Raw genomic sequence first — 13,968 nt, 5'->3', positions numbered from 1 at the left:
AATAAGGACAGCGTATTTCAATGGTTCAGGAACGAGTTTTACCGAAGTTTGAAACCGCTAAGGTGCAGATTGCCCGTGATGAGGGGCTGACCATTTATGAGGATATGATTCTCGGTCGTTACTTCGAAGATAAGTGCGCTGAGATGTACTATCGGGGCAAGATGTTCGGATTTGTCCATTTGTACAATGGCCAAGAGGCGGTTTCCTCCGGGGTGATCAAGGCCATGCGTCCCGACGATTACGTCACGAGCACCTACCGCGACCATGTCCATGCCCTCAGTGCAGGGGTTCCGGCAAGACAGGTAGCAGCAGAGCTATTCGGGAAAGAAACCGGCTGTAGCCGGGGCCGGGGCGGGTCGATGCACATGTTTTCAGCCGAGCACAATTTATTAGGGGGCTTTGCCTTTGTGGCCGAGGGGATTCCGGTGGCCCTCGGTGCCGCGTTTCAGGCGCGGTATCGTCGCGAGGTGATGGGAGATGCCTCCGCTGACCAAGTTTCGGCCTGCTTCTTTGGCGACGGGGCCAGCAATAACGGGCAGTTTTTTGAGTGCTTAAACATGGCTTCGCTCTGGAAGCTGCCAATTCTCTACATTGTGGAAAATAACAAATGGGCGATTGGGATGGCCCACGATCGCGCCAGCTCTGACACGGAAATTTACCGTAAGGCCCAGGTGTTTGGGATGCCAGGGTACGAGGTGGACGGGATGGATGTGTTGGCGGTGCGGGCCGTGGCCCAGGAGGCCATCGCCCGAGCCCGGGCCGGGGAAGGTCCCACCCTGATTGAAGCGCTCACCTACCGATTCCGAGGTCACTCCCTGGCCGACCCGGATGAGCTACGGTCCCCAGAGGAGAAGGAAATCTGGCTCGCTCGCGATCCCATTAAGCGCTTTGAAGCCTATCTGATCGAGCAAAACCTGGCAACTCAGGAGGATTTCAAGGGGATTCAGCAAAAAATTACTGCCGTCATTGATGACGCCGTTGAATTTGCAGAGCAAAGCCCCGATCCCAAGCCGGAGGATCTCTACAAGTATATTTTTGCAGACCAGGATTAACGCGCACTGCCTCGGGTTTAAGGACTTAGCTCAGTCAACGCGTCGCCCTTAAACCCCGGCGTCGCGTTGTCATTGTCCTATGATCTATCGCAATCCAGCCCCGACCGTCGATATTATTATTGAGTTGAGGGATCGTCCCCATCGCCCAATTGTGCTGATCGAGCGCAGGTTTGAACCACTGGGCTGGGCGATCCCCGGTGGGTTTGTGGACTACGGAGAACGGGTGGAAGCCGCTGCCCTCCGCGAAGCTCGGGAAGAAACCAGCCTCTCGGTACAGCTCATTTCTCTGCTAAATGTTTACTCAGATCCCGGCCGCGATGATCGCAAGCACACCCTGAGCCTAGTCTATATTGCCGAGGCCCAGGGGCAGCCCCTAGCTGCAGACGATGCGCAAAATCTACAGGTGTTTGATCTGTGGGATCTGCCGGCAAACCTCTGTTTTGATCACGATCAGATTCTGGCTGACTATCGCCGTTATCGCGATCACGGGATTCGCCCCCTACCGATAAATCCCTAGGGCGCACAGGCAGGGAGAACCCTCTTCAACCCGCCTTTGCGCCACAGGTTACCCCAACAAGCTTCAAGCCCCAACAAGCCTCAAGACAGTGCATTCTCAATGGCCGCAACTAATTCTGGAGCGTCGGGACTCACTGCACTTTTGAAGCGCGCCACCACTTCCCCATTTTTATTGACTAAAAACTTCTCAAAGTTCCAGGCGACCTCTCCGGCGGGTGGAGTTTGGGTCAGGGTTTGGTACAACGGGTGCTGATCAGCGCCCTTAGCGTGAACCTTCTCAAATAGGGGGAAAGTGACGCTGTAGCGAGTTGAGCAAAACTGCTGAATTTTTTCCAGCGAGTCTGGCTCCTGTTGTCCGTAGTCATTGCAGGGAAACGCCAGAATTTCAAAGCCCTGATCTTTGAACCGATCGTAGAGCTGCTGGAGTCCAGCATACTGGCTGGTGTAACCGCAGTAGGAGGCAACGTTCACAAGGAGGAGGACCTTGCCTGCATAATCTCCCAGGGTGATCTCTTGACCGGTGATGGATTGAACGGAGATGTCAGAAATGGATTGAGTCATCTGGGATGCTTTTCAAACAGCGTCTTTCACTGTAACTTAGACCGGAATGATTTAGGATGGCTTTAGCCCTGTCTCACCAATTTTGACCTGCCTTTATGAGTCAGATCCACAGTATCTCCGGTCGCGGTATTCCCCTCAGTGGCAATGATATCGACACCGATCGCATTATTCCGGCACGGTTCCTCAAATGCATCACCTTTGATGGGCTGGGAGAGCAGGTGTTCGCTGACGATCGCGCCCAGGCGCAGGGGCAGCACCCCTTTGATCGATCTCCGTACCAGGGAGCGTCGGTGCTGGTGGTCAACCGTAATTTTGGCTGTGGGTCTTCCCGTGAACATGCGCCCCAGGCGATCGCCCGCTGGGGTATTCAAACGATCATTGGCGAAAGCTTCGCAGAAATTTTCTTTGGCAACTGTATTGCCCTGGGGATTCCCTGCGTGACGGTGGAGTCTGAAACAGCCCAAGCTCTGCAGTCATCACTTCAGCGCGATCCAACCCTGAAAATCAGGGTGGACCTGGAGGCCCTGCAAGTCACCTGGGGCACCCTGAGCGCCCCCCTAGAGATTGCCGAAGGCCCCCGCCAAATGTTTCTCTCAGGGACCTGGGATGCCTGTGGGCAGTTGGTGAGCCAGGCGCAGAATACTCAAGCGATCGCGGCAAGCTTGCCCTACACCCATTGGTAGATGGCCAATATGCATCTGCGAGAGTCCAGGACGGTGATGCAATCGCCAATGGCCGCCTCCTTATCAAGCCCTTCACTGACAGACCAAGCTATTTCAGGAGATCTCGGGCTTCTCCCGGCTGGCTACTGCCCCTAGATAGTGGGCTAGCGCTTTGACGGAGAATGAAGCTGATCCTCTTCCAGGGACTGAGCGGACCGTTTTCTGAATTCTTGAGCCAAAATGCCGTACTTGGGGGCAAAGACCATCACCAGCAAAAAAAGGATTGTTAGCAGGACAACGATGCTGCCACCCGTCGAGATATCAAAGTGATAACTCAAGTAGGTGCCGAGCACACAGGACAGGACGCTACTGGCAACGGCATACAGCAGCATATGGTCAAAGCGATCGCTGAGCAGATACCCAATGGATCCGGGGGTGACCAGCATCGAAATCACGAGAATGATGCCCGCCGTTTGCAGGGCGGCCACAATGGTGAGCGCCAGCACTGACAGCAGAGTATAGTACATAGCCTGGGTACGCAGCCCGATGGCTTGGGCATGGTTGGGATCAAAACAAAACAGCAGCAGATCCTTACGCCGCAATAAAATCACTGCCAGGGTGATCGATCCGGCAATCAAGGTCTGGAGAATGTCTTGCTGAGAAATGCCTAGCACATTGCCAAACAGAATGTGAAACAGATCAACATTGCTCGGAATTTTGGTCACCAGCACCAGACCCAAGGCGAAGAAGCCAGTAAACACAATGCCGATGACGGCATCCTCCTTCAGCCGGGTTTTGGATTTGACGTAGCCGATGGCCACCGTTGCCCCAAAACCGAAGGCAAAGGCGCCGATCGCAAAGGGAAGGTTCAGCGCATAGGCCAGCACTACGCCGGGAACGACCGCATGGGAAATTGCATCGCCCATGAGCGACCATCCCTTTAGGGTGATATAGCAGGAGAGCACAGCGCAAACCAGGCCAACAAAGGCGCTCACCCAAATCGCCCGCAGCAAAAAAGCATATTGTAAGGGCTCAACCAGCCAATCCCACAGAGCAAAAGCAAACACCGCTGAATTCATGCGTCCCCCTCAACCGATAAACCGGGGATTCAAGTTCAGGATGGGAAGGCCACCAAAGGTTAACTCCAGATTCTCTTGGGTAAAGGTTTCCTCGGTTTTACCTTCGGCCAGAATGGTACGGTTGAGCAGAATGGTGCGATCGCAAAAGGTTGAAATTGAGGCCAGATCATGGGTGGAAATCAAAACGGTGTGCCCCTCCTCCCGCAGCTGAATCAGCAGGTCAATGATGCCCTTCTCGGTCTTCACGTCCACTCCGGTAAACGGTTCATCTAGCAAGAGGACTGTTCCACCTTGGGCCAGGGCACGGGCCAAAAATGCCCGCTTTTTCTGACCGCCGGAGAGTTCACCAATCTGGCGATCGCGATACTTGACCATCCCAACCCGCTCCAGGCTTTCCATCACCAGGCGACGATCTTTCTGGCTGGGAATGCGTAAGACATTCATATAGCCGTAGCGACCCATCATGACCACGTCAAACACACTGACCGGAAAGTTCCAGTCCACCTCATCGGATTGGGGCACGTAGGCCATCCACTGCTGCTTTTGTGCCTTTTCCACCGGAAAGCCCCCAACAAGCACCCGTCCCTGGCTGGGTTGCAAAAAGCCCATGATGGACTTGAACAGGGTGGACTTGCCGCAACCGTTTGGCCCCACCAAGGCAGTAATGGTGCCGGGTTCGACGGTGCAGGTGGCGTTGTAAAGGGCTAATCGGGCATTGTTGTAAGTAACGCTGACGTTATCCACGGATATATCGAGACGGGGGAAGGAGGTTCGCATAGTGAGGAATCGCTTGCTTGATGTTCTGGAGGGACGAGATGGGGGGGTCTGGATATCGCGTTCAAAAGACAAAACTGAACAAGGGGCCGGCCTGCGCCTCGCGCCCAACCCCGGTGAACTCACTGGGAACGACTACCTGCTAATAAACCGTTGGCAATTACACGGGCATCATATTCCAGGAGATCTAAAAAGGTGGGGACCGGCCCTTCCTGCGTCGAGAGAGAGTCCACGTAGAGATTGCCGCCAAAGCGAGCGCCAGTGGACTGAGCCACCTGCTTTTGGCCTTCGTCGCTCACGGTACTTTCACAAAAGATCGTGGGAACGTCGTTGATTTTGACTTTCTCAATCACGGTTTGCACCTGTTTGGGGGTGAACTGCTGCTCAGCGTTAATCGGCCACATGTAAATCTCCTTGAGACCATAATCCCGCGCCAGGTAAGAAAACGCCCCTTCACAACTCACCAAAAACCGCTGAGTAGCAGGGACTTGATCTAAATCAGCGGCCAGTTGAGCATCGATGGCCCTCAATTGTTTGCTGTAGGCGGCTGCATTGGCGTTGTAATCATCGGCATTGTCAGGGTCGAGCTCCACAAAGGCTTTGCGGATATTTTCGACGTACACCAGCGCATTGCGGGGCGACATCCAGGCGTGGGGGTTAGGTTTATCGGTGTAAGGTCCTGACGCGATAGGAATCGGTTCAATGCCCTCCGTCAGAATTACCGACGGCACATCCCGAAGGTTGCCCAGGAACTGATCGAACCAGCGCTCCAAGTTCATGCCGTTGTAGAGCAGTAAATCCGCATCCTGGGCTTTCACAAGGTCGCTAGGAGTCGGCTCATAGCCATGAATCTCTGCGCCAATGCGAGTAACGGAGACCACCTCTAGCCTATCTCCGGCCACATTCTGTGCCATATCAGCCAGTACGGTGAACGTGGTCAAAACCTTCTTTTTACCCTGGTTTTCAGCCTGGGCCTCTGCAGCAACTTCGGTCGCCTCCTCTGCGGGGGTCTCTGGCGTCGCCACATCCGCACTCCCACAACCGGTCAAACACACTCCTAATGCCAAACCAGACGCAAGTATCATCCCTTGGAGAGAAAATGATGTCGCCATGATGATGCAAGCAATCTCATAATCGTTTCATATTTCATTTTTATCTCATAATTGCACCGTAGGCGATTGCTTCAGGTTTCGTTACATTTGCCGATGAGTTTCCAGGGGAGGATTTTCCCGGTCAAGGCGGGCGAGTTCCTATCCAGTTTATCCAGTCTAGGGAAGGCGGGTGAGTGCATCGGTATGGTATAAGGGGAACGATGGCGATGGAGCTCGCCGAAACCGCCCAGCGTTTTAAGCCTGATCACAACGCAATTGGCTGATGGCTCCTACTGTTCCGGCTTGTAGCGGAAAGGTAGGGCAGGGTCTTGTATGGGCTGAGGCACATCTGTCGCTACAGGTCACGTTGATTCACCGACGCAACTGCAACGTGGCGCTATGTTAGAGAGCATTATCTGGATTTTGTTGATGGGCTTTTTCGTGGGGCAAATTGCTCGACGAATGCGGATTCCGGCGCTGGTGGGCATGGTGTTGGTGGGCATAGTGCTGGGTCCCCACCTGGGCCATGTGATTGCACCAGAGGTTTTGGAAACAGCAGACTCACTCCGCGCGATCGCCGTCATGGTGATCCTGATGAAGGCGGGATTGGGGCTAGATCCAGAAAAGTTAGATCAGCAAAGCAGCGTAGCCCTGCGATTAGGCTTTTTGCCTGCGGCTTGTGAGGCGATCGCCATCGCCTTGGCCTCCATGGTGCTACTCCAGTTTGACTTTGCCACCGGCCTGCTTCTGGGCTGCATCCTGGGCGCAGAATCACCGGCCGTCATTGTACCGGGAATGCTGCGCCTCAAAAGTCTAGGCTGGGGGGTCAAAAAAGGAATTCCAGATGCCATACTAACTGGCAGTGCGCTGTCAGATGTTTTGCTGCTGCTGGTTTTTAGTTTACTACTGACATTTCTGACGCCGAGTGCCGCAGCAGAAATCACCTTGCCGGGAGGGCTCACCCTCACTCCAGTGCAATTGCTGCCGTTTCAAATCATTCTGCAAATTGGCTTAGGAATCGTGCTGGGAAGGTTGACGGCTTGCCTGTTGATCTCCCTACTGGCCAAACAGAGCTGGACGCAAAATGCAGTGCAGGATGCATTGATCGCAGCAGGCTTTGCCCTTTTGCTCGTGGTCTTGGCGGAGGAGTTTCCTTGGTTCTCCGGCTATCTGGCCGTCATGACAACGGGCTTTTTCCTGATTCAGATGGATGCCCCACTCGCACGGCGGCTACGCGGTGGCTTTGATAGCCTGTGGGTCATTGCTGAAATCCTGCTCTTTGTGCTGCTGGGTGCCAGTATTCAGCTAAATGTGCTGGGGAAAACCTGGCTGATTGGCTTAGGGGTATTAGCCATTGGGACTTTGCTGGGGCGATCCCTGGGCTGGGCTCTTGCAACCCTAGGGAGTAACTGGACCTGGAAAGAGCGACTATTTCTGCTTCCGGGTAATTCTGCCAAGGCAACCGTGCAGGCAGCAATCGGCGCAATTCCCCTGGCTCAGGGCATAGAAGGGGGGGAAACAATTCTTGCCTTATCGGCCCTTTCAATTCTGGTGACGGCACCCCTGGGCGCCTGGGCAATTCCCACCTTTGCGCCAAGGCTGTTGGAACGAGGTGAAGTGGACCCAACAAAGATTTCGGTGTCCCGGCGCATTGTCTTGCTAGCGGCCGTCGACACCTCTCCCCTCGCGACCCAGGTGTTGACCAAAGTGGCCGAGTTGGCGCGTCGCAGCGATGCTGAGGTGGTCGTGCTCCACGTCCTTCGCATCGATGACCCACCAGGGATTGATTCGCTCCGCCTGCAGACCAAACACCTCCTGGCAGATATTCGGTATCAATTTGTCACCGCCCATGGCTCGGTGCCCGAGGAAGTTGTGCGTACCGCTCAAGATTATGGCGTGGCAGAAATTGTAATCGGCAAGCGGGGGCACCGTCCTCTTGATGAGGTGTTGGTCGGGTCAGTTTCTCAAGCCGTTCTAGGAAGCAGCACCATACCCGTGGTGGTCGTGGAAGCGGATCTAGCCACACCCGATCTTCGTTAGCAAACTATCCTTCGTACTGAGGACTGGGACGGAGATCTTGATCGACGGGGGAAACCAGGTCCCGCTTTGAGCACCCAGGGAATCGAGTCTCAGCGCAGCGCTGGCGCACGATCCTCCAGTAGGGTTTGGGTCACAAATTTTGCAACCAGCTGATCATAGCGATCGCCCCCCACCTCCGCCACGTTATTATGTCCGGCTCCGGCAATTACCTGAATGGTCTTAGGTTCAGCACTGGCGTCATAGAGCTGCTGCGACATGGCCACCGGAATCAATGCGTCAGCGGACCCATGAATCAGGAGCTTGGGCGGCACCAGCTTTGCCACTTTGGCCATGGAGTCAAAGCGCTGGGTGAGCAGCAGATCAAGGGGGAACACCCGTGGCCAGCCCTGAAGCTGGGCCAGATCCTGCATAGAGGAAAAGGAACTTTGAACAATGATCCCGGCAGCGTTCGGATGCTTGCGCACCAGGTCAATGGCGATCGCCCCCCCCAAAGAATGACCAAACACCACAATCTTTTCGGCGGGAATGTGGCGATCATTGCGCAGGTAGGACCAGGCAGCTTCCGCATCATCGTACACCCATTCCTCACTTGGAAAATCGCCATCGCTGTTCCCGTAGCCCCGATAGTCAATCAGCAAAACTGATAAACCCTGCCGATGGAACCGCTGGGCGAGGCCCAGATTAGCCGCAATATTAAAGCCATTGCCGTGCAGATAGAGCAAGGTTCCCTTGGGATCTTGGGCCGGAATCCACCAGCCGTGGATGCGTTGAGCCTCGTTGCCGTCCGTGGGCACGGCAATCCAAACCTCCTCATAGTCCAACTGGATCTGGGCAGGGGTTACATCAACCCCCCGCGAGGGCTTAAAGATGAGTTGCCGCTGCTGTGAATAGACCAGTCCACAGGCAGAGACGTATAGAATTCCAAGGCCAGTGAGTAATCCCATGCCAACCTGCTTGCCTCTAGAAGGACGCCGCGAGCAGGGCTTGCGCGGTTGCGATCGCTGACTTGACTTGAGCAAACCCGGTCCCCCCAAAACTGTTGCGAGCTGCTACCACCTGCTGAGGCGCGATCGCATCGTAAATATCGGCCTCAAACTGGGGATGTAGAGCTTGCCATTCTACCAAACTCAAATCCTTCAGGAGCTTATTTTGACTCAAGCAGGTTTTCACAACCAAACCAACAATATTGTAGGCTTCGCGGAAGGGCACCCCCTTGGCGGCCAGGTAGTCCGCCACATCGGTGGCATTGGAGAAATCCTCCGCCACGGCGCCATTGAGGCGGTCAGTCTGAAACACCAAGCCTTCCTGGAGCAAAATCGTCATCGCTTCCAGACAGGACTTCACGGTGTTGACCCCATCAAAGAGGGCTTCCTTGTCTTCCTGCAAATCCTTGTTATAGGCCAGGGGAAGACCCTTCATAATCACCAGCATCGCCTGGAGGTGGCCAAAGACACGCCCAGTTTTTCCACGCACCAGCTCCGGCACGTCTGGATTTTTCTTTTGAGGCATAATGCTGGACCCGGTGGCGCAGGCATCGGTCAGGATCACAAACTTAAATTCCTCCGAAGCCCAGAAGATAATTTCCTCGGCCATTCGGCTTAAATGGACCATGATCAAGCTAGCGGCACAGAGAAACTCTATGGCAAAGTCGCGATCGCTCACACCGTCTAAGCTATTGGCATAGACCCCTGTGAATCCCAGTAAGTTTGCGCTGAACTGGCGATCAATGGGAAAGGGAGTTCCAGCTAAGGCCCCAGATCCCAGGGGAGAAATATTGACGCGTTTCTGAACATCCTCTAGGCGCTGCCAATCTCGCTGGGTCATTTCAAAGTAGGCCAGCAAATGGTGGGCAAGGCTGAGGGGCTGCGCCCGCTGGAGATGGGTATAGCCCGGAATCATCGTTTCCACATGCTGATCGGCCAGAGTCACCAATACCTGCTGAAACTGGCGAAGTTTTACCTGAATTTGCTGAATTTGATCCCGAAGGTAGAGCCGAATATCCGTGCCCACTTGGTCGTTGCGCGATCGCGCCGTGTGCAGCTTTTTGCCAGCCGCCCCAATGAGTTCGGTCAGCCGTCGCTCCACCGCAAAGTGCACATCTTCTGCCTCAATTCCTGGCTGGAATTCCCCCGATCGGTATTCTTGGCGAATGCGCTCGAGTCCCTGCACAATTTGCTCCGCCTCTTCCACGGAAATAATGGCCTGATGAGCGAGCATTCTCGCGTGCGCTTGAGAGCCCGTGAGATCGTACTCAATTAAGGCTATATCAAACCCAATGCTTGCGTTAAACACTTCAATGGCTGGATGCAGAGCCGTTTCGAACCGTTGGCTCCAGGGTTGGCTAGCGGGAGGCTGAGGGGAGTGGGGCAAGATTTTGAGTCCTTTTTAATGGGCCTTAAAATTTAATAGGCCGTAAAACTTCTCACAATATACCCAAGGACGAAGCCAATTCCGAGTGCCCACACCTGCCCCGACTCAATAAAGTTGTTAAACGCCCCACTAACATCCTGCCCAAGATTATCGTTAAAGGTCTGAGCGACAATAATCGTCTGGGTGGCTTGGGCTGGAGCCGCCAGGGATTCAAAAATAGGGGTCGGCAAGGGCGGGTTTGACATGGCAAAATCGTCCTAAATCATCGGGTGGAGAGAAGGCACCCTTCATTATTCCCAATTCACAGGATCCGTTGATCTTACCCTTTCACCCCACTGGCAGCCTCTGAAGGCACAATGTAGCGCTGCATCAACAGAAAAAAGACCAAAATTGGCGCAATGGAGATCACAGAACCCGCGGCAATCAGGCGCCAAACCTGGGTGAAGGTTCCCGCTAGGTTCGCCACCCCCAACGGCAGCGTATAGTATTGGGGATCATCCAGGACAATTAAGGGCCAGAGAAAATCACTCCAAGAGCCAATAAACACAAAAATAGCCAGGGTTACCAGGGCTGGGCGTACAGAGGGCAGCATCACGTTCCACCAGATGCCCAATTCCGAACAGCCATCCATTCGCGCTGCCTCCTCTAATTCTTTAGGCACCCCTAGAAAGGCCTGACGCAGCAGAAAAATACCAAAGGCCGAGGCGATCGCGGGGAAGATGACCCCTAAATAGGTATTTTTCAGTCCCAATTGAACTGTCAATATATACAGGGGAATCATCACGATCTGAAACGGGATCATAATAGTAGAAATAATGGCAGCAAAAATAATCCCTTTCCCCTTAAACTCAAGCCTGGCCAAGGGATAGGCCGCCAGTGAGCTGGACAGCAGATTCAGCGAAACGGTTAACCCCGCAACCACGAGGCTGTTCATAAAGTAGCGACCGAAGGGCGCCGTTTGCCAAACCTCGACAAAATTTTGGAACGTTGGTTGCTCCGGAATGAACTGGGGCGGAAACTGGAAGATATTTTCCGTGGGAGACTTAAAGGCCGTACTCAACAGCCATAAAAGCGGGACGAGCATGAGGATTGCAATCAGACTCATCACGCCATAGGAAAACAGGGCTCGAATGGCCTTAGATTGGGCCGGGGGTAGGGGAATCTGAATCATCGACCGACTTTAAAACAAGAGACTTCCATCATAATCTCTAGATCCACAGAGAAAGCTTCCCCAGAAGCAAAGATCATCCCAAGCGTAGCCCTTAGATCCCTGGCCAGGGCCTTCCATGCTGTTCCCCTCGCCCGCTTCCTCGCGGGAATCCTCCCTGCAACCCCAAGGCTGCAATCCAAAGGATCCAACCTGAACAGGTTAATCTAAATAGATTAATCCTCCTCTTCGATCACGGTTCCCCCCGAGGTCACCTGCCTGAGGTGGATATGCTTTCTGCCCAGGTTAATCTCAAACTCGTCGCCGGGCTGCAAATCCATTTTTCGCGTGTAGGCCGCGCCAATCAAAAGATTTCCGTTGGACTGGACAGAAATTCGATAGCTAGCATGACGCCCTCCTGCACCGCGCCCGACGCCATTGCCCACCTTTCCATCTAGCTCAATTCCCTCAGCTTCCAACAGCGCATTCATGAATTTCATCATGTTAATTCGCTCGGATCCATGTCGAGTCTTGCTGACATATCCGCACAGACGCGCCTTCTCTTCCCGGGGTAAATGTTCAATTTCTTTAACATACTCCAGCAGGGCTTGCCCCTCTAAAGGCTTAGATGCACTTGTTCTCTTCTTGCTCATCGGTGTAGAAACTATGGAACTCAGTCAACCACAAAATTAAGGCCCCTGGTTTCATCAAACGAGAAACCCAGGATAGATTCGGAAATTTGCGCCTAGCCATCAATCGCTAGAAAACGCAAATTAAGAGCCTTTGAATAAACCAGATTGAAACCATGGCTATTATACTCATTTTAGATATTTTTATATCATCTCAACCTCAAAAATTAATCCAAATCCCAGCGGTTTTCTCTGTATAAAAAGAAATATTTATCCAGCAAGAATAATCGATCTCATCGGGATATCAGGCCAGCGAAATCAAATTAAAACACGTAATGAACCAGGTATTAAAGCACAGAATGAGGCGGGGTTTGACGCTCGCATCCCTGGGGGCAGTTTTCCTGCTGCAGATGCCCCCAGGGGCACAATCCGCAGGGGCAGCTGAGCCAGATGCCCGCACCAATCTCCAAATTCAGGCCTGCCGTCGGGAGATTAAAACTGCGGTTGAGACCCACATTCATCAACCTCAGATGCGTCGGACGCGCTGGGGAATTTCAGTGAAGTTGGGTCAGGCTTGGAGCGGCCAGTCGCTGTATCAGCATCAGGCCGATCAGCTCTTTCTCCCGGCTTCCACCGCCAAGCTTTTGACCACCGCTGCAACTCTGCAAGCCGTGGCTCCCAACACTCGCATTGAAACTCCGGTCTGGGGATCTGGATCTGTGCCAGCCCTCAAGCATCTTCGCATTGTGGGCCAGGGCGATCCCAGCATCACCGCCACTGAGCTCACGCAGCTGGCGCGTCACCTTCAACGGCTTGGGGTCCGCAGCATTGGGACCCTCATCGCAGATGACCGCCAGTTCACAGGCAGTCCCCTGGTGCCCAGTTGGGCCTGGGAAGACTTGCAAACAAGTGACGGCGTCCCTGTGAACAGCCTGAGCTTCTACCAAAACTCGCTGCCGCTAGATCTCAAGCCCCAATCTCGCGGTCAGGCTCTCCTGATTACCTGGCCGGAAGGGACTCCTCTAAACCCGCCGATTCTGGTCAACCAAACTCGGACGGTGAGTCGCAGCGAACCTGAATTCATTGAGGTGCAGCGTAATCTTGGTGGAACGACGATGGTCATTCAGGGACAGTTGCGGGAGGGATCTGCCGCTGAACGCCTTTGGTATGCGATCGCCGATCCCGCCCAACTGTTCTTACATCGCTTGCAAACCCTTTTAAGGGAACACAAGATCCAGGTGGATCGCAGCATCGTCTGGGACGACCGCACCCCGCCCCCCGAGGGGGAGTTGGACCTCAAGGCTGAACAACCCCTAGGTCAACTTTCCTCGCCCCCCCTAACCGCCCTACTGACGGAAATCAACCGCAACAGCAACAATTTTTACGCGGAGAGCTTGCTGCGGCGGTTATCGCTGGTCAATGGATCTGCCATTCACAAGGCGCCGGTCAACGGGTTCGATCTGGGTCCTTCGAGTTTAGACCAGGGCCTAGCCACCCTAGAAATGGTCCTAACGAAGGCAGGCATTGATCCTAGCGGGTATCGTCTCGCCGATGGGTCAGGCCTTTCGCGCCAGAATCTGGTGAGTCCCAACACCCTCACGGACACGCTCTTAGCGATGGAGCGATCGCCCCATTTTGAACCGTTTAGAAATTCCTTGGCCATCGCCGGTGAGCAGGGCACCCTCAGACAACGCTTCCAAGGAACACCGCTGGTGGGACATCTTTGGGCCAAAACGGGCACCTTAAAAGGAACTGTCACCCTGGCTGGATACCTACAAAAGCCCACCGGCCCCCGCCTCATTGTCAGCATCATGGCTAACGCCTCCGATCTCCCTGGATTAACCCTGCGCCAAACTCTGGACCAGATCCTGGTAAAAATCGCGCAGTTTCCCGCTTGCCAATCCATAGCACCTTCGTCCAGTGGAGTCGGGCTGAAGCCACTATATAATCGTTAAAATCGACTTAGCTGGAGGAGCGAGTTAATTGTTTTAGGACCGATTAGGGATCGTTCAAGTTCCTCCTTTTGTGTTTGCTGTTCCCAATCTTT

14 protein-coding genes and 1 riboswitch are annotated in these 13,968 nt (G+C 54.0%); of the genes, 5 read left to right on the top strand and 9 right to left on the bottom strand.

Features of this window, described 5'->3' with window-relative positions; all coding sequences use genetic code 11:
- The first annotated feature begins 20 nt into the window (after positions 1-20).
- Together pdhA and QQ91_RS16195 are read left to right on the top strand one after the other, a co-directional pair.
- Entirely contained in the window at positions 21-1,052 is a 1,032-nt protein-coding gene (pdhA, locus tag QQ91_RS16200) for a pyruvate dehydrogenase (acetyl-transferring) E1 component subunit alpha (protein ID WP_166276235.1), read from the top strand.
- Positions 1,053-1,131: 79 nt separating this feature from the next.
- Positions 1,132-1,569 (top strand): NUDIX domain-containing protein, encoded by a 438-nt coding sequence (locus QQ91_RS16195; protein ID WP_166276232.1) that lies wholly within the window; start codon positions 1,132-1,134, stop codon positions 1,567-1,569.
- Positions 1,570-1,649: 80 nt separating this feature from the next.
- On the opposite strand, the gene QQ91_RS16190 is transcribed toward QQ91_RS16195, so the two are convergent.
- On the bottom strand, positions 1,650-2,129 hold the full coding sequence (locus QQ91_RS16190) for a glutathione peroxidase (protein ID WP_166276229.1): 480 nt from the start codon (positions 2,127-2,129) through the stop codon (positions 1,650-1,652).
- A 95-nt stretch (positions 2,130-2,224) separates the two neighbouring features.
- On the opposite strand from QQ91_RS16190, the gene leuD reads away from it, so the two are divergent.
- Entirely contained in the window at positions 2,225-2,812 is a 588-nt protein-coding gene (gene leuD / locus QQ91_RS16185; RefSeq protein ID WP_166276226.1) for a 3-isopropylmalate dehydratase small subunit, read from the top strand.
- A gap of 143 nt (positions 2,813-2,955) precedes the next feature.
- Here leuD and QQ91_RS16180 read toward each other — a convergent pair whose 3' ends face one another.
- The 3 genes from QQ91_RS16180 to QQ91_RS16170 all read right to left on the bottom strand — a co-directional run bounded on the left by QQ91_RS16180 (position 2,956) and on the right by QQ91_RS16170 (position 5,669).
- Positions 2,956-3,870, bottom strand: a complete 915-nt coding sequence (locus QQ91_RS16180; protein WP_166276223.1) for a metal ABC transporter permease — start codon at positions 3,868-3,870, stop codon at positions 2,956-2,958.
- A 9-nt stretch (positions 3,871-3,879) separates the two neighbouring features.
- Positions 3,880-4,647 carry a metal ABC transporter ATP-binding protein gene (locus QQ91_RS16175; RefSeq protein WP_166276220.1) on the bottom strand — a complete coding sequence of 256 codons (768 nt, stop codon included), beginning with the start codon at positions 4,645-4,647 and terminating at the stop codon, positions 3,880-3,882.
- Positions 4,648-4,766: 119 nt separating this feature from the next.
- Positions 4,767-5,669: a metal ABC transporter substrate-binding protein gene (locus QQ91_RS16170; protein ID WP_284707181.1), complete on the bottom strand. Its 903-nt coding sequence runs from the start codon at positions 5,667-5,669 to the stop codon at positions 4,767-4,769.
- A 280-nt stretch (positions 5,670-5,949) separates the two neighbouring features.
- Positions 5,950-6,035: riboswitch (Fluoride riboswitch) on the top strand.
- A gap of 99 nt (positions 6,036-6,134) precedes the next feature.
- Here QQ91_RS16170 and QQ91_RS16165 point away from each other — a divergent pair.
- Positions 6,135-7,775 (top strand): cation:proton antiporter, encoded by a 1,641-nt coding sequence (locus tag QQ91_RS16165; RefSeq protein ID WP_166276214.1) that lies wholly within the window; start codon positions 6,135-6,137, stop codon positions 7,773-7,775.
- Between the two features lie 89 nt (positions 7,776-7,864).
- On the opposite strand, the gene QQ91_RS16160 is transcribed toward QQ91_RS16165, so the two are convergent.
- The 5 genes from QQ91_RS16160 to QQ91_RS16140 all read right to left on the bottom strand — a co-directional run bounded on the left by QQ91_RS16160 (position 7,865) and on the right by QQ91_RS16140 (position 11,945).
- On the bottom strand, positions 7,865-8,719 hold the full coding sequence (locus QQ91_RS16160; RefSeq protein WP_166276298.1) for an alpha/beta hydrolase: 855 nt from the start codon (positions 8,717-8,719) through the stop codon (positions 7,865-7,867).
- Between the two features lie 16 nt (positions 8,720-8,735).
- Positions 8,736-10,145 carry an argininosuccinate lyase gene (gene argH, locus QQ91_RS16155; protein WP_166276211.1) on the bottom strand — a complete coding sequence of 470 codons (1,410 nt, stop codon included), beginning with the start codon at positions 10,143-10,145 and terminating at the stop codon, positions 8,736-8,738.
- Between the two features lie 32 nt (positions 10,146-10,177).
- Positions 10,178-10,390 carry a hypothetical protein gene (locus QQ91_RS16150; protein WP_236095919.1) on the bottom strand — a complete coding sequence of 71 codons (213 nt, stop codon included), beginning with the start codon at positions 10,388-10,390 and terminating at the stop codon, positions 10,178-10,180.
- Between the two features lie 74 nt (positions 10,391-10,464).
- Complete coding sequence (locus QQ91_RS16145) at positions 10,465-11,250, bottom strand: carbohydrate ABC transporter permease (RefSeq protein ID WP_375340956.1); 786 nt, start codon at positions 11,248-11,250, stop codon at positions 10,465-10,467.
- A gap of 278 nt (positions 11,251-11,528) precedes the next feature.
- Positions 11,529-11,945, bottom strand: coding sequence for an AbrB/MazE/SpoVT family DNA-binding domain-containing protein (locus QQ91_RS16140; RefSeq protein WP_166276205.1), 417 nt, complete (start codon positions 11,943-11,945; stop codon positions 11,529-11,531).
- A 347-nt stretch (positions 11,946-12,292) separates the two neighbouring features.
- On the opposite strand from QQ91_RS16140, the gene dacB reads away from it, so the two are divergent.
- Complete coding sequence (dacB, locus tag QQ91_RS16135) at positions 12,293-13,876, top strand: D-alanyl-D-alanine carboxypeptidase/D-alanyl-D-alanine endopeptidase (RefSeq protein ID WP_166276202.1); 1,584 nt, start codon at positions 12,293-12,295, stop codon at positions 13,874-13,876.
- The last annotated feature ends 92 nt before the right edge of the window (positions 13,877-13,968 follow it).

This window comes from Lyngbya confervoides BDU141951, from assembly GCF_000817775.3.
Classification (GTDB): domain Bacteria; phylum Cyanobacteriota; class Cyanobacteriia; order Thermosynechococcales; family Thermosynechococcaceae; genus Lyngbya; species Lyngbya confervoides.
This window is presented reverse-complemented; position numbering and strand designations above follow the sequence as displayed.

What these genes read in the sequence shown, in the direction of transcription:
- pdhA (WP_166276235.1), top strand. Translation starts at nt 21, where the DNA reads ATGGTTCAGGAACGAGTTTTACCGAAGTTTGAAACCGCTAAGGTGCAG.
- QQ91_RS16195 (WP_166276232.1), top strand. Translation starts at nt 1,132, where the DNA reads ATGATCTATCGCAATCCAGCCCCGACCGTCGATATTATTATTGAGTTG.
- QQ91_RS16190 (WP_166276229.1), bottom strand. Translation starts at nt 2,129, where the DNA reads ATGACTCAATCCATTTCTGACATCTCCGTTCAATCCATCACCGGTCAA.
- leuD (WP_166276226.1), top strand. Translation starts at nt 2,225, where the DNA reads ATGAGTCAGATCCACAGTATCTCCGGTCGCGGTATTCCCCTCAGTGGC.
- QQ91_RS16180 (WP_166276223.1), bottom strand. Translation starts at nt 3,870, where the DNA reads ATGAATTCAGCGGTGTTTGCTTTTGCTCTGTGGGATTGGCTGGTTGAG.
- QQ91_RS16175 (WP_166276220.1), bottom strand. Translation starts at nt 4,647, where the DNA reads ATGCGAACCTCCTTCCCCCGTCTCGATATATCCGTGGATAACGTCAGC.
- QQ91_RS16165 (WP_166276214.1), top strand. Translation starts at nt 6,135, where the DNA reads ATGTTAGAGAGCATTATCTGGATTTTGTTGATGGGCTTTTTCGTGGGG.
- QQ91_RS16160 (WP_166276298.1), bottom strand. Translation starts at nt 8,719, where the DNA reads ATGGGATTACTCACTGGCCTTGGAATTCTATACGTCTCTGCCTGTGGA.
- QQ91_RS16150 (WP_236095919.1), bottom strand. Translation starts at nt 10,390, where the DNA reads ATGTCAAACCCGCCCTTGCCGACCCCTATTTTTGAATCCCTGGCGGCT.
- QQ91_RS16145 (WP_375340956.1), bottom strand. Translation starts at nt 11,250, where the DNA reads ATGAGTCTGATTGCAATCCTCATGCTCGTCCCGCTTTTATGGCTGTTG.
- QQ91_RS16140 (WP_166276205.1), bottom strand. Translation starts at nt 11,945, where the DNA reads ATGAGCAAGAAGAGAACAAGTGCATCTAAGCCTTTAGAGGGGCAAGCC.